This is a genomic window from Arenimonas sp., assembly GCF_041919775.1.
Classification (GTDB): Bacteria; Pseudomonadota; Gammaproteobacteria; order Xanthomonadales; family Xanthomonadaceae; genus Arenimonas.
In genome coordinates this window covers 13,300-33,478 of the sequence record NZ_JAYRTE010000014.1, presented here as the reverse complement: position 1 = coordinate 33,478, position 20,179 = coordinate 13,300, and the positions used below count along the sequence as shown (strand labels likewise).

19 protein-coding genes are annotated in these 20,179 nt (G+C 71.0%); 4 read left to right on the top strand and 15 right to left on the bottom strand.

Annotation, left to right across the window (positions count from 1 at the left end):
* Genes ACE3TE_RS09200 through gspE form a run of 10 tightly spaced genes read right to left on the bottom strand, consistent with a single transcriptional unit; the run spans position 1 to position 8,242 of the window.
* Positions 1-687, bottom strand: a complete 687-nt coding sequence (locus ACE3TE_RS09200; protein WP_374604270.1) for a hypothetical protein — start codon at positions 685-687, stop codon at positions 1-3.
* 13 nt (positions 688-700) lie between these two features.
* Positions 701-1,294: a type II secretion system protein GspM gene (gspM, locus tag ACE3TE_RS09195; RefSeq protein WP_374604268.1), complete on the bottom strand. Its 594-nt coding sequence runs from the start codon at positions 1,292-1,294 to the stop codon at positions 701-703.
* Positions 1,278-2,411, bottom strand: a complete 1,134-nt coding sequence (locus tag ACE3TE_RS09190) for a PilN domain-containing protein (RefSeq protein ID WP_374604266.1) — start codon at positions 2,409-2,411, stop codon at positions 1,278-1,280. The genes gspM and ACE3TE_RS09190 overlap by 17 nt, the downstream gene beginning before the upstream one ends.
* Positions 2,411-3,289: a general secretion pathway protein GspK gene (locus ACE3TE_RS09185; RefSeq protein ID WP_374604264.1), complete on the bottom strand. Its 879-nt coding sequence runs from the start codon at positions 3,287-3,289 to the stop codon at positions 2,411-2,413. Before ACE3TE_RS09185 ends, ACE3TE_RS09190 begins: the two co-directional genes overlap by 1 nt.
* Complete coding sequence (locus ACE3TE_RS09180; RefSeq protein ID WP_374604262.1) at positions 3,286-3,966, bottom strand: prepilin-type N-terminal cleavage/methylation domain-containing protein; 681 nt, start codon at positions 3,964-3,966, stop codon at positions 3,286-3,288. Before ACE3TE_RS09180 ends, ACE3TE_RS09185 begins: the two co-directional genes overlap by 4 nt.
* Positions 3,963-4,418, bottom strand: a complete 456-nt coding sequence (locus ACE3TE_RS09175; RefSeq protein WP_374604260.1) for a prepilin-type N-terminal cleavage/methylation domain-containing protein — start codon at positions 4,416-4,418, stop codon at positions 3,963-3,965. The genes ACE3TE_RS09180 and ACE3TE_RS09175 overlap by 4 nt, the downstream gene beginning before the upstream one ends.
* On the bottom strand, positions 4,415-4,867 hold the full coding sequence (locus ACE3TE_RS09170) for a GspH/FimT family pseudopilin (protein ID WP_374604258.1): 453 nt from the start codon (positions 4,865-4,867) through the stop codon (positions 4,415-4,417). Before ACE3TE_RS09170 ends, ACE3TE_RS09175 begins: the two co-directional genes overlap by 4 nt.
* A 20-nt stretch (positions 4,868-4,887) precedes the next feature.
* Entirely contained in the window at positions 4,888-5,304 is a 417-nt protein-coding gene (gene gspG / locus ACE3TE_RS09165) for a type II secretion system major pseudopilin GspG (protein WP_374604256.1), read from the bottom strand.
* Positions 5,305-5,307: 3 nt separating this feature from the next.
* A complete protein-coding gene (locus ACE3TE_RS09160; RefSeq protein WP_374604255.1) occupies positions 5,308-6,525 on the bottom strand; it encodes a type II secretion system F family protein in 1,218 nt (405 codons plus the stop codon).
* A gap of 4 nt (positions 6,526-6,529) precedes the next feature.
* A complete protein-coding gene (gene gspE / locus ACE3TE_RS09155) occupies positions 6,530-8,242 on the bottom strand; it encodes a type II secretion system ATPase GspE (protein WP_374604253.1) in 1,713 nt (570 codons plus the stop codon).
* Between the two features lie 143 nt (positions 8,243-8,385).
* Here gspE and ACE3TE_RS09150 point away from each other — a divergent pair, with 143 nt between their 5' ends.
* The 3 genes from ACE3TE_RS09150 (at position 8,386) to ACE3TE_RS09140 (ending at position 11,623) form a co-directional block, all read left to right on the top strand.
* Complete coding sequence (locus ACE3TE_RS09150; RefSeq protein WP_374604251.1) at positions 8,386-9,447, top strand: hypothetical protein; 1,062 nt, start codon at positions 8,386-8,388, stop codon at positions 9,445-9,447.
* A 167-nt stretch (positions 9,448-9,614) separates the two neighbouring features.
* Positions 9,615-10,484 (top strand): hypothetical protein, encoded by an 870-nt coding sequence (locus ACE3TE_RS09145; protein ID WP_374604250.1) that lies wholly within the window; start codon positions 9,615-9,617, stop codon positions 10,482-10,484.
* 122 nt (positions 10,485-10,606) lie between these two features.
* Positions 10,607-11,623: an NAD(P)-dependent alcohol dehydrogenase gene (locus ACE3TE_RS09140; RefSeq protein ID WP_374604248.1), complete on the top strand. Its 1,017-nt coding sequence runs from the start codon at positions 10,607-10,609 to the stop codon at positions 11,621-11,623.
* A 58-nt stretch (positions 11,624-11,681) separates the two neighbouring features.
* On the opposite strand, the gene purL is transcribed toward ACE3TE_RS09140, so the two are convergent.
* The 3 genes from purL to xerD form a co-directional block, all read right to left on the bottom strand.
* Positions 11,682-15,536, bottom strand: a complete 3,855-nt coding sequence (purL, locus tag ACE3TE_RS09135) for a phosphoribosylformylglycinamidine synthase (RefSeq protein ID WP_374604247.1) — start codon at positions 15,534-15,536, stop codon at positions 11,682-11,684.
* A gap of 74 nt (positions 15,537-15,610) precedes the next feature.
* Positions 15,611-16,402 (bottom strand): DsbC family protein, encoded by a 792-nt coding sequence (locus ACE3TE_RS09130; protein ID WP_374604245.1) that lies wholly within the window; start codon positions 16,400-16,402, stop codon positions 15,611-15,613.
* A gap of 83 nt (positions 16,403-16,485) precedes the next feature.
* Positions 16,486-17,439, bottom strand: coding sequence for a site-specific tyrosine recombinase XerD (gene xerD / locus ACE3TE_RS09125; protein WP_374604243.1), 954 nt, complete (start codon positions 17,437-17,439; stop codon positions 16,486-16,488).
* A gap of 45 nt (positions 17,440-17,484) precedes the next feature.
* Here xerD and ACE3TE_RS09120 point away from each other — a divergent pair, with 45 nt between their 5' ends.
* Positions 17,485-17,949, top strand: a complete 465-nt coding sequence (locus ACE3TE_RS09120; RefSeq protein ID WP_374604241.1) for an RDD family protein — start codon at positions 17,485-17,487, stop codon at positions 17,947-17,949.
* Positions 17,950-17,970: 21 nt separating this feature from the next.
* On the opposite strand, the gene lptG is transcribed toward ACE3TE_RS09120, so the two are convergent.
* Both lptG and lptF read right to left on the bottom strand, forming a co-directional pair.
* The gene (gene lptG, locus ACE3TE_RS09115; protein WP_374604239.1) at positions 17,971-19,071 is read right to left on the bottom strand and encodes an LPS export ABC transporter permease LptG; all 1,101 of its coding nucleotides are present in this window, start codon (positions 19,069-19,071) and stop codon (positions 17,971-17,973) included.
* A complete protein-coding gene (gene lptF, locus ACE3TE_RS09110; protein WP_374604237.1) occupies positions 19,068-20,147 on the bottom strand; it encodes an LPS export ABC transporter permease LptF in 1,080 nt (359 codons plus the stop codon). Before lptF ends, lptG begins: the two co-directional genes overlap by 4 nt.
* Positions 20,148-20,179: the final 32 nt, after the last annotated feature.

Here is a 20,179-nt window from a genome sequence, read left to right as displayed (position 1 = left end):
CTACTCTACCTTCTGGCCTTCCCGCGAGGACTGCTCGCGCATTTGCGCGCGGCGGGCCTCGATGCGGCGGCGGATTGCTTCGACTTGCTGTTCTTCGGTCATGGCTTCGGCGTCCTTGCCCGGGGCGGCGGCCTGGGCCGGCGCCTCCTGGGCCGCCGGGGGCGGGGCCGGCTGGCCGTTGCCGGCGCCGGGCATCGCCGGACGCGGCGGACGCGCGTCGCCGCTGCCGTCGTAGACCCGCAGGTCCAGCCGGCGCTGGCCTTCCGGGCCGCTGAACACCGCGGCCCGCGGTTCCAGCGACACCAGGCGCCAGCCGGTGCCTTCGAGCAGTTCGCCCTCGCGCACGCGCTGGCTGCGCTGGCCGTCGGGCGACTGCAGCATGGCGGCGCGGAACGGCCCGACGATCAGGACGCCGGTGAGGTTCATGTCCAGCGGGGCATCGCCTTCGCCGGCGTCGGTGACTTCCGCCGGCCGCCGGCTGGCGTTGAGCAGGGGCCGCTGGCCGACCTCCGCATACTGGGTCGGCGGACCGAGCCGCGGCTCGATCTGCGACAGCTCCACCTGCGGCAGCGGCGGCGCCAGGGCCGCATTGTCGGGGTGCGGACCAAAGTTGGCGCCCAGGCCCGCCAGCGCCAGCGCCAGCAGGGCCACCGACCAGGCCGCCAGCGCCGCGGGCAGGACGTTCACGGGGCGAAGGGAATCAAGCACCGTTCACCCCCGGGACCGCGAGCAGGTAGCCGTACAGGGTGAAGCTGACGTCCAGCGTGCCGGTTTCCTTGGCCGCGCCCAGGTAACTGGCCCGCGAAAGCAGCTCCAGGTTTTCCACGAACAACTGCGGGCTGCCGCTTTCGAGTTCGTGCAGCACCGCGGCGAGCTCGGGCATGCCGCAGCGCAGGCGCACCTGCACGGCGGCGCGCACGAAGGCTTCGTCGCTGCGGTCCTCGGTCGGCGTGCGGGCGGTGATCTGGCAGCGCGACGTCTGCGGGCCGGCCTGCGAGACCACCGATTCCAGTCGCTGCACCAGCGCCGCGGTCGCGAGCTGGCGGTTGGCTTCCGGCAGGTAGGCGGTGTTGCCGGCCTCGAAGGCCTGCACGCGCGCGAGCTCGGCTTCCAGCGCGGGGCGCTGGGCGATTTCCATGCGCAGGGCGAGCTGTTCGTCGCGCAGGCGGGCGATCTCGTCGCCCATCGCCAGCATCGGCGCGGTGAACCACCAGTGCACCAGCACCAGGTAGGCGACCAGCACCAGGGCCAGGCCGGCAAGCAGCCAGCGCGCGCGGTCAACGGCCGGAGTCATCGCCATCCTCCCCTTCGCTGCCGGCGACCTGCGCGGTCAGGGTGAAGCGGTCGCGGCCGCTGCGCGGGTCGGCCTGCACGGCGCCGGTCAGGGCCGGCCCGACCAGCAGCGGCGAGTCCTGCAGCAGGCCCACCAGCGCCGGCGCCGCGCGGCTCTGGCCGATCATCACGATGCGGCCCTCGTCGATCGTGAGCTTGTCGACCGCGGTGTCGTCGGGAATCCGCCGGGTCAGTTCGTCCAGCAATTCCAGCATGGTCGGGCTGGCGGCCCGGCGACCGGCCAGGAAATTTGCCGCGTCGACCTTGGCGACCAGCTGGTTGCGCGCCAGGCGGACGTCGCGCACCTGCAGGTTCGCGGTTTCGACCTCGGCCCGCAGCGTGGCGAGGGCCTCGCTGCGGTTGTAGCGCACCAGCACCAGCGCCATCACCAGGGCCAGGCCGGCGATCGCCAGCAGCGTCAGGTTGCGCCGGCGCGAGGGATCGCTGCCGCGCGCGCGCTGCGCGGGCGCCAGCAGGTTCACGCCCAGCGTGCCACCATCGCGGTCGCGCACGTCCACGCCGGCCAGGCCGGCCGCCAGCGGGCCGATGGCCTGCAGCTCCTGGTCCAGGCGCACGCGCGGCAGCACCAGCAGTTCGACCTTCACGGTCTGGCTGGCGGCGTCGCGGCCGGTGACGCGGCCTTCGAAGCTGACCTGGTCGGGGGTGAACGGCGTCTGCCGGTCGATCTCGTGCACCAGCACGTCGCGCAGCCGCGCTTCGGCGGCGGCCGGGAGGCTCAGGCTGCGGCGCAGCACCGCTCCGGCCGGCAGCACCAGCCAGGCCGGCGACGGCGATACGGCGGCCCGGCCGGCCAGTTCCCGCAGCAGCATCGGGTCGTCGACCGGGACCTCGCCCAGCACGCGCTCCTGGCCCGGGGTTTCGGCGGTGATGCGCAGGTGGCCGTCGGCGTGGTCAAACAGCAGGCGTCCGGTCTCGCCCTGCAGCAGCGGTCGCACCGACGCGGGCAGCACGCTGCGCCAGGCCGCCAAAATATTGCGGCCCCACGAAGACGCCGGCGTGCGCGCCAGGCGCACGCGCAGGGTTTCCATGGTGGTGTGCAGTCGGTCGGCAGCAGGCATCAGTCGGGTTCCCCTACCCGCCAGGCCAGCGGTGCGTAGAGCTGGCCGAAGCCCGCCGGATCGCCCATGCGCAGGGTGCCGGTGACTTCGACCGCCAGGCCGTCGGTTCGGACGGCACGGCTGGCGACACTATACGTGCCCGACCCAGCCACGGCGAGGGTGGTGCCGCGCGGTCCCACCGGAATCGGCAGGCCCGGCTGCCAGGCCTCGCGCTGCGCCACCCAGGCCGCGGCTTCCTCCGGCGTCAGGCCCAGCGCGACCAGGACCGGGACCTGCGCGAAACCCGCCTGCGGCCGCGGCGTCGCGGTGAAAACGGTGACGTGGGGTTCCATCGCCCGGAAGGTGGCGTCGTCCATGCCCAGCACCTGGCGCAGTTCGGACACGGTGTTGAAGACCTGGTCCTTGGCGCCGTAGGGCAGCCCGGCCGCCGCGTAGTCGCGGTCCTCGGCGCCGCCGCCGACGGCGAGCAGGCTGTCCGGGTCGCGCCAGTCCTGGATCGCGCCGCCCAGCGCCTGCGCGCGGTCCGGCGCGACGCCCAGCGCGACCAGGAAGTTGGCAAGCAGCCCCGCGTCCGCGGCGTTGAGGTCGAGCTTGCCCGACTCGTCCTGCACGCGGACCTGGATCTCGTAACCGCCGTAGGCGAAGGCGTAGGGCCGGCCGTCCGGCAGCCAGCGCTGGTTCGGGTCGGCGTTGCCCAGTTTCAGGGCGGCGACTTCGATGCCGGCCTCCGCCGCCAACTGCCCGCCGACGCGGTGGCGCAGCGCGCTGTCCTGCAGCGCCTCGATGCGGGCGGTGAACGCGAACGCCGCCACCAGCCCGGTCAGAAGCAGCAGCCACCAGATCACCAGCAGCAGGGCGGCACCGCGCTGGCGGATCATCGTCCCGGCTCCGCCGGCGGCACTTCGGAGGACGTCGGCCCGCCCACGGCGAAGCCCGGCGGACGCGACGCGCCCAGCCGAGGCGCCACGACGAACGCCGGCCAGCGCGCGCGCGGCTCCCTGAACTGCAGCTCCAGCCGCACCAGCCGGGGCACCTGTTCGACGTTTTCCCAGCGGTCCTGCCAATCGTCCGGCGTGCCGTCGTCGCGTAGCGATCGCACCGAGAACGAGGCCTCGGTAATGCCGTCCAGCAGCACCTGCGGCTTGCGGTCGTCTTCCTCCAAAGGGCCTTCGGACGTAAGCAGCGCGTGTTCGAACTCCAGCCGGATGCCCTGCCCGCCGCGCACCAGCCGCAGCGTCTGCACGTGCGGGCCGCCGTGTGACAGGTAGCCTGGCATCGCGGATACGAAACGCAGCTCGTCCGCGCTGGCTTCGAAGACCGGCGCCGGTTCGCCGGGGTTCGTCACCGCCATCGGCAGCAGCAGGGCGCCTTCGAGCTGGCGGCGCAGGAATCCCTGCACGCCGCGCAGGCGTTCGGCGCGACGCGCCTCCTCCTCGGCCACCGTGGTCGCGCGGGTGGCGTTGCTGACCGCCGCGAAGGCAAGCGCCAGCCCCGCCGCCAGCAGGGCCGTGGCCATCAGCACTTCGATCAGGCTGAAACCGCGCGTCGTCTTCACGGCGAGGCGTCCAGCGGCGACAGCGGGTAGCGCGTGCGCAGGCTGGCGAAGCGCAGTTCGCGCTGGTACTCGTCCTGGCCCCAGCGCACGTCCAGCTGCAGCTGGTAGAGCACCGGCGCCGCCGCCTGCACGCGCCCGGCCAGTTCGACGGTTTCCAGCCCCTGCAGGTTTTCCGATGCGGGCGCCGGGTCGGGCACCTCGCTCACCTCCAGGGTCCAGCGGTAGCGGCCGTCGGCGGATTCGCCGCGGGTGCTGCCGGGTTCGATCGGGCCGAGCACGCCGACCTCGGCCAGCAGGCTTTCGGCCAGCAGCGTCGCGCCCGTGGCATCGTCGGCCTGGCGCACCTGGGCCAGCCCCCCGCCCAGGATGGCGACCAAAATTCCCAGCGCCACCGCCAGCAGCACGAAGGAGATCATCACTTCGATCAGGCTGAAGCCGCGCTGGGTTTTCATGGCGTGCCTTCGCCGCGCTGCAGGCTGACTTCGCCGGTGAGCCAGGCCACGTCCACGCGCCAGGCCGCGCCGTCGCGGCGCAGCACGATGCGGCCGCCGGTGGCGGCGCCTTCCGGGAAAAAGCGGATCGCCGCCTCGGTGCGCGCCGGCTGTTCCTGCCGGGCGGCGGTGGCGATCAGTTCGATGTCGGAAGCGATCGTGCCCTGGCGGTCGCCGACCGAGCGCCAGGCATGGGACTGCACGTCGATCACGAAGGCTTGCGGGCGCCCGGTGGCGATGGCCTGGGCGCGGGTGAAACGCAGCTCACCCGCCACCTCCCGCGCCGCATCGCGCAGTTCCCGCCCGGGCAGGGCCCGCGACATCACCATCGCGCCGATGCCGGCCAGCGCGGCCACCAGCGCGACCACCACCAGCAGTTCGATCAGGGACAGGCCGCGCTCGGTTTTCATCGGTCGCGGGGCCCGCCGGGTCAGGGCTTCCTGATGTCGGCGTTGACGCTTTCGCCGCCGGCCTGCTGGTCGGCGCCGAGGCTCACCAGCTCATACGGACCGGCGCTGCCGGGGCGGCGGAATTCGATCGCCGTGCCCCAGGGATCCTTCAGCTCTTCGGCTTTGGCATAGGGACCCAGCCAGTTGGACTGGCCCGGCGCGGTGACCAGCTGGTCCAGCGAATCGGGCAGCCGGCCGGTGTCCATGCGGTACTGGTCGACCTTGCCGGCCAGGGTGATCAGCTGGCTTTCGGCGATCTTGACGTTGGCGCGGTCCTGGCCGCCCATCACGCGGCTGGTGATCAGGGCCAGGACGCCGCCGATCAGCACGATGACGATCATCAGTTCGATCAGGCTCATGCCGCGCTGGCGACGGGAGAAGTTCGGGTTTGCTCGCATGGGTCAGCCTATGGCGTTGGTCAGGTCGTAGATCGGCAGCAGCACGGACAGGATGATCACCGCGACGACGGCCGTCATGAAAATGGTGAGCGCCGGCACCAGGGCCGCCATCAGGCGGTCAAGCGCATTGCCGGTTTCCCGGTCGAAGGTGTCGGCGACCTTGAGCAGCATGGTATCGAGTTCGCCCGACTCCTCGCCGACCTGGATCATCTGCACCGCCAGTCGGGGAAAGACCTTCTGGCGGCCCAGCGCATAGCCCAGGCCGCTGCCGGTCTTGACCTCCTCGGCGGCCGCCTCGACCGCGGCGGCCAGCACGCGGTTGGACAGCACCGGGCGGGAAAGGTTCAGCGCCGACAGCAGGGGCACGCCGTTGCGCACCAGGGTGCCGAGGGTGCGCGCCAGCCGCGCGGTGTCCATGCGCGCGGCCAGGTCGCCGACGTAGCGCAGTCGGAGCAGGCGGGCGTCGAGCGCCAGCCGCGCCTGCGGTCGGCGCAGCTGCGAGGCCAGCAGCACGCCCCCGGCGACGGCGGCCAGCGCCAGCAGCCACCACCAGGCGCGCACGAACAGGCTGGCCTGCAGTACGGCCTCGGAATACCAGGGCAGCTCCGCGTTCATGCTTTCGAACAGGGTCTGGAACTGAGGCACCACCACGGCCATCAGGAAACCAACCGAAGCGACCACCATCACCACCAGGATCACCGGGTAGATCAGCGCGTTGACCACCCGGCCACGCAGGCTGGCGCTGCGTTCGAGGTAGTCGGCGAGCCGGCGCAGCGACTCGTGCACGTTGCCGCCCGCCTCGCCGGCGCGGACGAGGTTGACGTACAGCCGGGAGAACGCGCCGTGCTGCTGTTCCAGCGCGGTCGACAGCGGTGCACCCGCGCGCACGGCTTCGCGGATGCGTTCGATCACGCGGCGGGCGGCCGCGCCTTCGGGCAGGTCGAGCAGGATGCCCAGCGCGCGGTCCAGCGGCTGGCCGGCGCCCAGCAGCGTGGCCAGCTGCTGGGTGAACTGCAGCACCTGTTCGTCGCCGAACTCCTTGCGGCGGAACAGGTTCAGCCAGCCCTCGCCGGCACCGGCGGCGTCGCTGCGCCGCGCATCCACCGGCAGGTAGCCCTGCTCCTGCAGGCGCACCACCACCTCGTCGGCGCTGGCGGCCTCCATGTGGCCTTCCAGGGTTTCGCCGGCGGTGGACAGGGCCTTGTAGCGGAACAGCGGCATCGGCTCAGGCTTCCTGGGTGACGCGCAGGACTTCCTCGATGGTCGTCAGGCCCTGCATGGCCTTGAGCAGGCCATCTTCGTACATGGTGCGCATGCCGCGGGCGCGGGCGGCGTCCTCGAGCTCGCCCATGCCGGCGTGCTGCATCACCAGGCGGCGCAGCTCGTCGTCCATGACCAGGAATTCCATGATCGTGGTGCGGCCCAGGTAGCCGGTGGGCGTGAGCGCGGACGGCTTCGGGCGGTAAAGGTAAATCGTTCCTTCGGGCTGGAACCTTCGCAGGCCGAATTCTTCGATCACCTCAGGCAGCGCTTCGTATCTTTCCGCATGCGTCGGTTCGATGCGGCGCACCAGGCGCTGGGCCAGGATGCCGTTCACCGTTGAGGTGAGCAGGTAGTCCTCGACGCCCATGTCCATCATGCGGGTGATGCCGCCGGCGGCGTTGTTGGTGTGCAGCGTCGACAGCACCAGGTGGCCGGTGAGCGCGGACTGGATGGCGATGCGCGAGGTTTCCAGGTCGCGCATTTCGCCGATCATGATGATGTCCGGGTCCTGGCGCACGATGCTGCGCAGGGCCTGGGCGAAGTCCAGGCCGATCTGCGGCTTGGCCTGGATCTGGTTGATGCCCTCGATCTGGTATTCGACCGGGTCCTCGACGGTGATGATCTTCACGTCGGGGGTGTTGAGCTGGCTCAGCGCCGCGTACAGCGTGGTGGTCTTGCCCGAACCGGTGGGGCCGGTGACCAGCAGGATGCCGTGCGGCTGTTCGAGCACCTTGACGAACTTGTCGAGGAATTCGTCGGTGAAACCCAGGGCCTTGAAGTCCAGCACCACCGACTCGCGGTCGAGCAGGCGCATGACCACGGATTCACCGTGGGCCGTGGGCACGGACGAAACCCGCAGGTCGAGCTCCTTGCCCTGCACCCGCACCATGATGCGGCCGTCCTGCGGCAGCCGGCGCTCGGCGATGTTGAGCTTGGCCATGATCTTGATGCGCGAGATCACCGCGGCGGTGAGGTTGGCCGGCGGCGATTCGGCTTCCTCGAGCACGCCGTCGACGCGGTAGCGCACCTTCAGCCGGTTCTCGAAGGGTTCGATGTGGATGTCCGAGGCGCGCAGCTCGACCGCGCGCTGGATGACCAGGTTGACCAGGCGGATGACCGGGGCTTCGCTGGCCAGGTCGCGCAGCTGCTCGACGTCGGCCTCGTCGCCGGCGGCATCGTCGCCCAGGTTCTCGACGATGGTGCCCATGGCCGAACGGCCGGAGCCGTAATAACGCTCGATCAGGTCGGCGATCTCGGCGCGCAGGCCGACCGAGATCCGGACCTTGCGGCCGGTGGCCAGCGCGACCGCCTGGCCGGCATAGGGGTCCTGCGGCTCGGCCACCAGCAGGTCGACGTGGGCGTCGTCCTCGCCGACCGGGCAGGCCGCGACCTGCTTGAGGAAGCGCGGGGAAAGCTGCACGCCCGGCGGCGGCGATTCCGGGCAGTCCTTGGTGGACAGCATCGGCAGGCCCATCACCTCGGCCGAGGTCTCGGCCATGTCGCGCTCGGACACCATGCCCAGGCGGACCAGCAGGGCAACCAGGGAGCCGCCAGCCTCGGCGTGCAGGCGCTGGGCGCGGGCCAGGTCGACGTCGCGGAGCCGGCCCCGTTCGGCCAGCGCGGCGGCGATGGCTGAATCAGTGTCGAGTTCGCTTTTCTGCGGCTGTGCAATCAAGGGCTTGCCCGGCGGTTGGGGGATCGCGGGGGGAAACTGTAGCAGTTTCCCGGAACCCGACGACCCTGTGACGGCCGGCACACCGGGCGCATACTGGTTATGGACAATTGTCCGGCAACCCATGTTCCCAAAGGGGGGAATCCATGAACCGTTCCAAGCGTGCCCTGGCTGCCGCGTGCGCAGCCGTGTTCTGTGTTTCAACCGGCCTGGCCTCGGCCGCGTCGGTACCGTCCAGCCAGTCGATCGCCACCGGCTTCGGCTCCACCACCTGGTACGTCAGCGACCAGGGCGGCACCGGCGCCGGCCCCTTCAGCGGCAGCTGCAGCGGCGGCCCGGGCCTGGTCATCACCGATGCCAGCGGCCCGACCGGCGCCAGCGACGCCTACGACCACGCCTGGGTGATCTTCGTCAACGGCGTGCCCTACAGCGTCGGCCCGACCGTCGACCTCACCGGCACCACGTATACCGGTCCGGCCAGCCTGATGTCGGGGCTGAACGTTTCGGTGCAGTACCACTTCGTTCCCGGCGACGCCGTCGCGCGCATCCTGGTGACGCTGCAGAACCCGGGCGCGTCGGCCGTGGCCGTTCCCGTCCAGGTCAGCAACAACTGGGGTTCGGACAGCACCACGACCATCCGGGCGACCTCGTCGGGCGATGCCGTGGTCGGCACCGACGACCGCTGGATCATCACCAGCGACAGCTACGGCCCGAGCGACCCGGTCAACCTGTCGGTGATGTACGGCGAAGGCGCCGGCGTGGTGCCCGCGGCCTACACCACCACCGTGTTCGGTTGCGCCGGCGCCGAAGGCCTGGGCACCACCTTCAACATGAACGTGCCCGCCGGCCAGACCCAGCGCCTGATGATGTTCGCCGGCCTCGGCGGCGTGATGGAAAACAACAACACCGTGCTGTCCGCGCAGGCCAGCGCCAGCTTCTTCGCCAGCCTCGACAGCCTGGATCCGGCCTGGATCGTCGGCGTGGGCCAGGCCGAGCTCGACAGCATCGTCAACTGGGGCCCGGCGGCGCCGGCCTTCAGCAGCTGCGCGGGAGAAGGGTATGTCGGCGACCAGTTCAAGCTCTGCCAGGTCATCTGCAGCTCGTCCCTGACCGGCAAGCCGATCACCCCGCTGATCCGCCTGTGGACCAGCACCTACGGGGCTGATCCGCTGTGCCCGTCGGCGACGGCGCCGCTGCTGGTCAACTAAGGCCGGCTACCACCAGCAACCCGGGCGGGCCAGTCTGCGGACTGGCCCGCTTGCCATCCGCCGCCCGAGACGGCCGATTCCGACGCCAGCCCCCGTTTAACCAGGGACAGGCGCACCCAGCGCGCCTCGGAACCACCAGCTTTCCCAACTGCTCCCGGAGTCACACCATGAACAAATTCAGCACCCTGACCAAGACCGCGCTCACCCTCGCCCTGCTGGCCGCCGGCTCGGCAGCCTCGGCGGCAGTGGTGGGTCATTACGAAACCTGCTCGGCCACCGGCAACCCCAACGCCGTCGCCCCGATCACCACCGCCGGCCACACGCCGGTCGCCGTCGATATCCCGGACGCCGCCACGCTGGCCGGCCTGGACATGCTTTTCGTCACCAACTGCAGCAACAGCGGCGTCGGCGCCGAATACACGGCCAACCTGGCCAACATTTCGGCAGCCGTGAACGCGGGCATGACCCTGGTCGTGCACGATCGCTGGGTCGATGGAGGCGCGGGTCTCGTGCCGGGCTCGGCGGGCATCAGCTTCAACCGAAACTTCGACGATGGCGCCAATATCGACTTCCCGGCGGGCTCACCGATCCTCTCGGGCCCCGGTGGCACCCTGACTGACGCATCAATGGACGGCGGCAACTACTCCAATCACGGTTTCGTAGACTCCACGACGCTGCCGGCAGGCGCCGAAGTCGTGGCGCATCGCACGCTGGCGACCGAGGCCGTCACCGTGGCCTACCCGTTCGGCGCGGGCACCGTGGTGTATTCCACGATCCCGCTCGACGCCTATCTTGGGGGGAGTAACCTGTCGATGAGTACGATTTACATGCCGAATGTCGTCGACGCGTTTATCGGCAACACCTTCGCCGGCTGCGCGGGCGAGGGCTTCGTCGGCGACCAGCTCAAGCTGTGCAAGGTGATCTGCGAATCGCCGCTCACCGGCAAGCCGATCACTCCGCTGATCCGCCTGTGGATGAACGTCTACGGCTCCGCGCCGCCGTGCTCGGCCGCGCTGATGCCGGCGCTGGTCCGGTAAACCCGCTTCCCCGCTGCAAACCAACGGGCCAGTCTTCGGACTGGCCCGTTTTCATTCCGGCGATGCGCCCCCGGGCGTATCGTGACCGTTCGATAGCCGACTGCAGGAAGGGAGAAACAACCATGGGCACGATCCGCGCCTGGGCCGCACCGAAAGCCGGTGCGCCGCTTGAAAGCTTCAGCTACGACCCGGGCCCGCTGGGGGCCGAAGACGTCGAGATCGCCGTGGACCATTGCGGCGTCTGCCATTCGGACCTGTCGATGCTCGACAACGAATGGGGTTTCAGCGCCTACCCCTTCGTGCCCGGCCACGAAGCGATCGGGCGCGTGGTGGCGATGGGTCCGCAGGCCAAGGGCGTGGCCATCGGCCAGCGCGTGGGCCTGGGCTGGAACGCCGGCAGCTGCCTGCACTGCGACCCCTGCCTGGGCGGCCGCCAGCACCTGTGCCAGAGCCTGCAGCCCACCCTCGCCGGCCGCCACGGCGCCTTCGCCGAACGCGTGCGCGCGCACTGGGTCTGGGCCATGCCCCTGCCCGAAGGCCTGGACCCGCGCGAGGCCGGTCCGCTGCTGTGCGGCGGCATCACCGTGTTCGCGCCGCTGCGCGAGTTCGACATCCGCCCGACCTCGCGCGTGGCGGTGGTCGGCATCGGCGGCCTGGGCCACATGGCGCTGAAGTTCTGCAAGGCCTGGGGCTGCGAGGTCACCGCCTTCACCACCAGCGCGTCCAAGGCCGAGGAGGCGCGCGCCTTCGGCGCCCACCACGTGGTCCCGACGGGTGACGCCGAGGCGCTGGCGGGGCTGGCGGGGCGCTTCGACCTGATCATCGACACGGTGAACGTGTCGCTCGATTGGGACGGATTGCTCGGGGCGCTGGCGCCGGGCGGGCGGCTGCACGTGGTCGGCGCGGTGCTTGAGCCGATCAAGCTGGGCGCGTTCTCGCTGATCATGGGCCAGAAATCGGTCTCGGGTTCGCCGACCGGGTCGCGCGGCGCCATCGACGCCATGCTCGGCTTCGCGGCGCGGCACCAGGTGCTGCCGAAGACCGAACATTTCCCGATGTCGAAGGTGAACGAGGCGCTGGACCACCTGCGCGCCGGCAAGGCGCGCTACCGGATCGTGCTCGACGCCGACTTCGGCTGAGGCCGGAAACAGGAAGCCCCGCGCAAGGCGGGGCTTCCCGACGGCGCGGGTGCCGGCCTCAGCCGACCCAGGCGCGGGCGTTGCGGAACAAACGCATCCAGGGCGAATCCTCGCCCCAGCCGGCCGGGTGCCAGCTCATCTGCAGCGTGCGGAACACGCGCTCGGGGTGCGGCATCATCAGCGTGGCGCGGCCGTCGCGGCTGGTCAGGCCGGTGATGCCGGCCGGCGAGCCGTTCGGATTGGCCGGATAGGCTTCGGTGACGGCGCCGCTGTTGTCGACGAAGCGCAGGGCCACCGCCGCCTGGTCCTGGTGGCCGGGCTGGTCGAAGCGGGCCTGGCCTTCGCCGTGGGCCACCACGACCGGAATGCGCGAACCGGCCATGCCCGCCAGCAGGATCGACGGCGAGTCCAGCACTTCCACCAGCGCCAGGCGGGCTTCGTACTGTTCGCTGCGGTTGCGCAGGAAACGCGGCCAGTGTTCGGCGCCGGGCACCAGGCCCTTGAGCTGGGCCAGCATCTGGCAGCCGTTGCAGACGCCCAGGCTGAAGCTGTCGGCGCGCTCGAAGAAACGCGCGAACTGCTCGCGCAGGCCGGGGCGTTCAAGGATGGACGTGGCCCAGCCGCGGCCGGCACCCAGCACGTCGCCGTAGCTGAAGCCGCCGCAGGCCGCGAGGCCCTTGAAGTCTTCCAGGCGGTGCCGGCCTTCGATGAGGTCGGTCATGTGCACGTCGATGGCGCTGAAGCCGGCGCGGTCGAAGGCCGCCGCCATTTCCACCTGGCCGTTGACGCCCTGCTCGCGCAGCACCGCGATGCGCGGGCGCACGCCGGTGTGGATGTAAGGCGCGGCGATGTCGTCGGCGGGGTCGAACGAAAGCTGCGGCGACAGCCCCGGGTCGGCGAAGTCCAGGCGCGCGGCGCGTTCGCCGTCGGCACCGGCGGGATCGTCACGCAGCGACTGGATGGCGTGGGTCACCGACCACCAGGCGCCGAACAGCTGCTGCCAGCCCCATTCGGCCAGCAGTTCGCGGCCCTGGTTCACGCGCACCACCGGCGCCGTGGTCGGCTTGCCGATGCGCTGGGCGCAGTGGGTGAGGTCGTGGCGGTTGACCAGGTCGGCGAAGGCCACGCGGTCTTCGCTGGCGATCTGCACGACCGCACCGAGTTCTTCGTTGAACAGCGCGGCGAAGGCGTCCTCGCCCCAGCCCTCGAGGTTCAGTTCCAGGCCGCAGTGGCCGGCAAAGGCCATCTCGCACAGCGCCGCGAAGGCGCCGCCGTCGGAGCGGTCGTGGTAGGCCAGCAGCAGGTCGTTGGCGCGCGCGGCCTGGATCAGTTCGAAGAACGAACGCAGGCGATCGGGTTCGTCCAGGTCCGGGCAGGCGCCGCCGAACGCGCCGTGCACCTGGGCCAGGATCGAACCGCCCATGCGGCGCTGGCCGGCGCCCAGGCCGATCAGCCAGATTTCCGAATCGGCGCTGCGGTCGAGCACCGGCAGCAGCTGCCTGCGTGCGTCGGCGACGCGGGCAAAGGCGCTGATGACCAGCGACACCGGCGACACGGCCTTCTGCGGGCCGTCGTCGGCCTGCCACTGCGCCTGCATCGACAGCGAGTCCTTGCCGACCGGGATCGACAGGTCCAGCTCCGGGCACAGTTCCATGCCCACGGCCTTGACCGCCTCGAACAGCGCCGCGTCTTCGCCCGGGAACGAGGCCGCCGCCATCCAGTTGGCCGAAAGCTTCACTTCCTCGAGCGAGGCCACCGGCGCCGCCGCGAGGTTGGTGATGGCTTCGCCCACCGCCATGCGCGCCGAAGCGGCGGCATCGATGAGCGCCAGCGGCGTGCGTTCGCCCATGGCCATGGCTTCGCCGGCGACGCCGTTGAAGTCGGTGAGGGTGATCGCGACGTCGGCCAGCGGCAGCTGCCAGGGCCCGACCATCTGGTCGCGCGAACACAGGCCGCCGACGCTGCGGTCGCCGATGGTGACCAGGAAATTCTTGGAAGCCACCGTCGGATGCGCCAGCACGCGCAGGCCGGCTTCGTGCAGGTCGAGCTTGCCGGTGTCCAGGCGCGGCCAGCGCGGGGCCGGTTCGCGCTGGGTGTCGCGAAGCATCTTCGGCGAGTTGCCGAACAGCACGTCCATCGGCAGGTCGATCGGCGTGCTGCCGTCGGGCGCGCGCAGCACCAGGCGCTCTTCGGCGGTGGCATGGCCGACGACGGCGAACACCGCGCGCTCGCGCCGGCAGATGGCCTCGAAGTCGGCCACTCGGTCGGCGGAAACGCCGAGCACGTAGCGCTCCTGGGCTTCGTTCGACCACAGCTGCATCGGCGACAGCGAGGGATCGTCGCTGGGGATCTTCGCCATTTCGATGACGCCGCCGACGTTGGAGTCGTGCAGCAGTTCCGGAATGGCGTTGGACAGACCGCCGGCGCCGACGTCGTGCGCGGTCAGGATCGGGTTGCGTTCGCCCTGGGCGAAGCAGCGGTCGATCACTTCCTGGCAGCGGCGCTGCATTTCCGGGTTGTCGCGCTGCACCGAGGCGAAGTCGAGGTCTTCCGAACTCTGGCCGGACGCGACCGACGAAGCCGCACCGCCGCCCAGGCCGATCAGCATCGCCGGCCCGCCCAGCACCACCACGGCGTCACCCGGGCGCAGGCCCAGCTTGGTGACCTGCGAAGGATCGATCGCGCCGAGGCCGCCGGCCAGCATGATCGGCTTGTCATAGGCGCGCACCAGACCCGGTTGGTCGGTGGCCTGCTCGAAGCTGCGGAAATAACCGGCCAGCGCGGGGCGGCCGAATTCATTGTTGAACGCGGCGGCGCCGATCGGGCCGTCGGTCATGATTTCCAGCGCGGTCGCCATGCGCGGATTGAGCGGACGCTCCTGTTCCCAGGGCTGCGGCAGCGAAGGAATGCGCAGGTGCGAGACCGAAAAACCGGTGAGGCCGGCCTTGGGCTTGCCGCCGCGCCCGGTTGCACCCTCGTCGCGGATCTCGCCGCCAGCGCCGGTGGCGGCGCCCGGGAAGGGCGAGATGGCGGTCGGGTGGTTGTGGGTTTCGACCTTGATCGCGAAGGCCGAGTCCATCGGCGCGCTGTGGCCGTATTCGCCGCTGCCGGCCTCGGCGCGGAAGCGCGCGCCCGGATGGCCCTGCACCACCGCGGCGTTGTCGCTGTAGGCGGTCAGCGTGAGCTGCGGGCTGCGCGCGTGGGTGTTCTTGATCATCCGGAACAGGGACAGCGGCTGTTTCTCGCCGTCGATGACCCAGTCGGCGTTGAAGATCTTGTGCCGGCAGTGTTCGGAGTTGGCCTGCGCGAACATCATCAGTTCGGCGTCGGACGGATCGCGGCCCAGTTCGCCGTAGCGGCGCTGCAGGTAGGCGATTTCATCGTCCGACAGCGCCAGGCCCAGGCGCTGGTTGGCGGCGGCGAGCCCGTCCAGGGCAATGCGCTCGACCTGGCCCGGCTCGCCGGCGACGAACAGCGCCGACGCGTCTTCGCGCGAAGCCAGCAGGGACTGGGTCATCGGGTCGTGCAGGATGCGCGCCAGCTTCGGCCAGCGCGGGTCATCCGCGGCTGGCAGGCCCTCCAGGTCGAGGCGGGTGCCGCGCTCGACCCGCTTCACCGACAAGCCGGCGCCGCGCAGGATTTCGGTGGCCTTGCTGGCCCAGGGCGACATCGTGCCCAGGCGAGGCACGACGAAGCGCGGGCTGGCGCCGGGCGCCGGCGCCTCGAAGGACACGCAGCCCTCCAGGATGCGGCCCAGCGCCGCGGTGTCCGGGCTGGCGCCGGCCTCGGGCTCGATGAAGTACGCGAACCAGGCGCCGGTGAGCCGGAGCCCGGGCACGAGCTGCTGGAGGCGGGCCTGGAGACGTTCGTGCCGGAAAGGCGACAGGGCCGGCAGGCCCTCGAGGACGATCATGTCCGCACGTTTTCCTGGGGAAGCGGGCCGCCGATTGTAAACCAAGGCCGGGCCCGGGGTCCGGCCCCGGGGGGTCAGCGGGCCGGCGGGGCGCTGACCTGTTCCAGGCGGGCCAGCATTTCGGCCGGCGGCACATAGCCGCCCAGCTGGGTGCCGTCGGCGGCGTAGATGGCCGGGGTGCCGTCCAGGCCCACGCGGCGGCCCAGGTCGAAGTCCTTGGTGACCGGGTTGCTGCAGTTGCCCTCAGGCAGGTCCTTGCCGGCCTTGGCCTCGGTGAGCGCCTTGCGGCGATCCGGGGCGCACCAGACGTTGACGGCCTTCTGGAACGACTCCGAACCGATGCCCGCGCGCGGGTAGAACAGGTAGTTCACGGTGATGCCGAGGCGGTTGTACTCGTCGATTTCGGTGTGCATGCGCCGGCAGTAGCCGCAGTCGATGTCGGTGAAGACGGTCACTTCGTACTTGGGCTGTGCCGCCTCGAAGCGGATGCCGGCGTCGTCGCCGATAGCCGCCAGCATGCCGCTGCGCAGCTTCGCTTCGCTGGCCTGGGTGAGGCTTTCGCGGCTGGCGATGTCGATCAGCGAGCCCTGCAGCAGCTGCTTGCCGTCCTGGGAGACGTAGATGATGCGCGCGCCCATCGCGACCTCGAGGAAACCCGGGATCGGCGACGGCGCGACGCCGTCGACCTTCATGCCCGGGGCCAGGGTCTGCAGCGCCGCTTCGATGCGTTCGCGCGTGGCGGCATCGTCGGTGGCCGGCGCGGCGGCCTTGGCCGTGGCCTTGCCGGCGGTGGCCGCCGGGGATTCGGCGGCGCAGGCGGCCAGGGAGAACGAGAAGGCCAGGGCAATCAGGGTCGGACGGATCATCAGGCTTGGTTCCTTGCGGCGTTGCGGGTCCGACCCGCGGGGGGCCGGAAAGTTCAGCGATTCTCGCACAGGGCGGGGCCGGTTCAGGCGCGTGGATGGTGCTGCTGGTGCAGGCGCTTGAGGCCTTCACGCGCGACCAGGGTGTAGATCTGGGTGGTCGAGAGCGAACTGTGGCCCAGCAGCATCTGCAGGGTGCGCAGGTCGGCGCCGTGGTTGAGCAGATGGGTCGCGAAGCTATGCCGCAGCCCGTGCGGGCTGACCCGCGCCGGGTCGATGCCCGACAGCACGGCCAGGCGTTTGACGACGTTCCAGAACTGCTGGCGGCTCAGTGCCTCGCCGCCGCGCCCCAGGAAAAGCGGCGCCGCCGCCCTGCCCCCGGCCAGCGCCGGCCGGGCCTGGTCGAGGTAGGTCTGCAGCCAGTGCTGGGCCTCTTCGCCCAGCGGGACCAGGCGGTCCTTGCCGCCCTTGCCGGTGACGCGCAGCACGCCCTGGCGCAGGTTCACGGCCATCGCCGGCAAGTTGACCAGTTCGCTCACGCGCAGGCCGGTGGCGTACATCAGTTCGACCATCGCGCGGTCGCGCAGGCCGGCCGGCGTGCCGGTGTCCGGGGCCTGGATCAGCGCCTCCACTTCGCTTTCCGAAAGCGCCTTGGGCAGGCTGCGGCGCAGCCTGGGCGGGTCCAGCCGGGCGGTCGGGTCTTCGTCGCGCAGGCCCAGGCGCGCCTGCTGGGCGAAGTAGGCGCGCAGCGCCGACAGCAGCCGGGCGTTGCTGCGCGCGGCGTAGCCGGCGTCGGTGCGGTAAGCCAGGTAGTCGAACAGGCCCTGGCGGTCGACGGCGGCCAGGCTTTGCCCGCGCGCGGCCAGCCAGCGGGCCAGGCCTTCGAGGTCGCGGCGGTAGCTGTCCAGGGTCAGCCGGGCCAGGCCGCTTTCGGCCCAGGCGCGGTCGAGGAAACCGGTGATCGCGCGCTGGTCGGCGTCCGAGGCCGGCGGCAGGGACTGGGCGCGGGCGCGACGATCGGCGGGACGGCTGGCGGGCATGGCCGCAGCTTAACGACCACCATCGGCCCCGGCTATGCTGTCGCGATGCCTGACTCCCCTTCCCCGCCGGCCGCCGCGAGCGCCCGCCCGGCCCACCTGGGCTGGCGCCTGTTTGCCCTGGTCTACGACTTCTTCCCGGCGCTGGCGCTGTGGTTCGCCACCAGCGCCGCGGTGCTGCTGGTGCGCGGCGGCGAGCCGGTGGAACCCGGCAGCCTGGCCTCGTGGCTGGAGCTGGCCCTGCTCTGGGGCGTAACCGGCTTTTACGCGGTGTTCTCGTGGTACCGCGGCGGCCAGACCCTGGGCATGCGGCCCTGGCGGCTGAAGGTGCTGCAGGCCGACGGCCGGAGCCCGTCGCTGCGCGCGCTTGTGCTGCGTTATGCGGTGGCGACGCTGTCGCTGCTGGCCGGTGGCCTGGGCCTGCTGTGGTGCCTGGTCGACCGCGAACGCCGCGGCTGGCACGACCTGGCCAGCGGCACGCTGCTGGTGCGGCTCGACGCCCCGCCGCGCTGAGCGCGCAAGGCGTTGGCCGGGCTACTCGCGCCGCCCGAACAATCCCCAGCACACGATCATCAGCGCCACCGGCGGCAGCAGGTAAGCCAGGCGCGCATCGAAGCGATAGACGTCCGACAGGCTGACCACCAGGCGCTGCGCCAGCAGGTAGCCGATGCCGATGACGATGGCGACGAAAAGCCGCTTGCCGAACCCGCCCGAACGCAGCGAACCGAAGGCGAAGGGCAGCGCCGCCAGGCACAGCACGACCACGTTGAGCGGATAGAACCAGCGCGCCCAGTAGGCGTTCTCGAAGGCCTTGGCGTCCAGGCCGTTGCGCTCGAGGTAGCTGATGTTGCGCTGCAGTTCCGCGCTGGACAGGTAGCGCGGCCGCTTGATCGCCGATGAAACGACCTCGTCGCCGAGCGTGGTGGCCCAGGCCTCGGTTTCGTGCTCTTCGACTTCCACCGAACGCGGCCCGAAGCGGCTTCGGCGGACATCCTTGAGCAGCCACTGGCCACCGCGGTGTTCCGCCGACTGCGCCTGGGCCAGCGCCAGCAGGCGACCGTCTTCGTCGAATTCGTAAAGGCGCACGCCCTGCAGTTCGGTCCAGGTTTCGCCCTGTTCCTCGCGACGCTGGCCGTCGCGGGCGTTGAGGAAGAGGTTGCCCTCCCGGGCCCACAGGCCGGAGACACGCGCCATCGACACGTCGCCGGTCTTCGCGGAATTCACGACCACCTGCGCCTGCTGTTCGCCGGCCGGCGCGGCGGTTTCGGCATTGAGCATCATCAGAATCGCGAGCAGGCCGCTCGAACCCAGCGCACCCAGGCCGATGCGCAGCCGCGAGATGCCGACCGCCCGCAGCGCCGTCAGTTCGGAGCGCGCCGCCAGGCCACCCAGGCCCAGCACGGTGCCGATCAGCGCAGTGGTGGGGAAAAGTTCATAGGCGCGCCGCGGCAGCGTGTACAACGTGTACAGCAAGGCGTGGCTGAGCGTGTAGCCGCCCTCGCCCACTTCGTCGAGTTCGCGGACCATCGCATTGAGCAGGTCGAAGCCCAGCAGCACCGCCCAGGTGGCCAGGGTTGCCACCAGCACGGCGCGCGCCAGGTAGACGTCGATGCGGCCGGGCAGCGGACGGCTCATGCCGGCACCCGCCGGCGCGACACCCGGCCGTCGGTGATGAAGAGCCAGGCCGCCAGCAGCGCCATCGGCAGCAGTAGCCACCACATGCCCAGCCACGCCGGCAGGGTTCCCGTCGCCAGCCAGCCCTTGCCCAGCACCAGCAGGACCATCGCGTTGATGTAGATCAGCAGCGCCGCGAGCATGCGGCCGTAGCGGGCCTGGCGGGGTTCGCCGCGCCCCAGCGGCAGGGCCAGCACGCCCAGCACCAGCACCAGGATCGGGGTGGCGACCCGCCAGTGCAGCTCGGCGCGGGCGGCGGCGCCGTCGGAAGGCCAAAGCGCCAGGGTCGGCACGGCGTCGAGCTCGTCGTCGTCGACGTCGGGCTCGCGGTCGGGCACCTGCAGTTCGTTTTCCTTGAACCGCATCATCCGGAAATCGCGCACGGACGGATCGCCCTCGACGCGGAACCCGTCGCGCAGCAGCAGGTAGCGGCCGCGCTCGCCTTCGAGGATCAGCTCGCCCTCACGCGCGGTGATGACGTCCAGCCGGCCTTCGCGTTCGGTCTGCACGAACATGCGGCCAAAACGCGAACCTTCGGTGTCGATGTCGCCGACGTAGAGGATGCCGGCCTTGCCGGGCAGTTCGATGAAACGCCCGGCCTCGAGGCCCGCGACCAGGAAGGAGCGGTTGGCGTCCTCGATCATGCGCTGCGCCAGGCGGGCCCCGGCGGGGGCCGCCCACAGGGACGCGAGGGCGACCACCAGCGCCAAGGGCAGCGCCACCGCCAGCAGCGGCCGCCACAGCTGGCGCGGACCCAGGCCCACCGACGACAGCACGGCCATCTCGCTGTCGCCATACAGGCGGCCGATGGCCATCAGCAGGCCCACGAACAGCGCCAGCGGCAGCAGCAGCGGCAGCACCTGGATCGACCTCAGCCCCATCTGCGACAGCAGCAGGGCAGCCGGCACCTTGCCGCCCGCGATTTCGGCCATCAGGTCCACCAGCAGGCCACCCAGGCCGACCAGCAGCAGCACCAGGGCCACGGCTGCCACGCTCTGGGCGAACTGGCGCAGCAGGTAACGCTCGATCAGCAGCATTCAGGGGCGCCGGGCTGGAAGGGGGGTGGGCT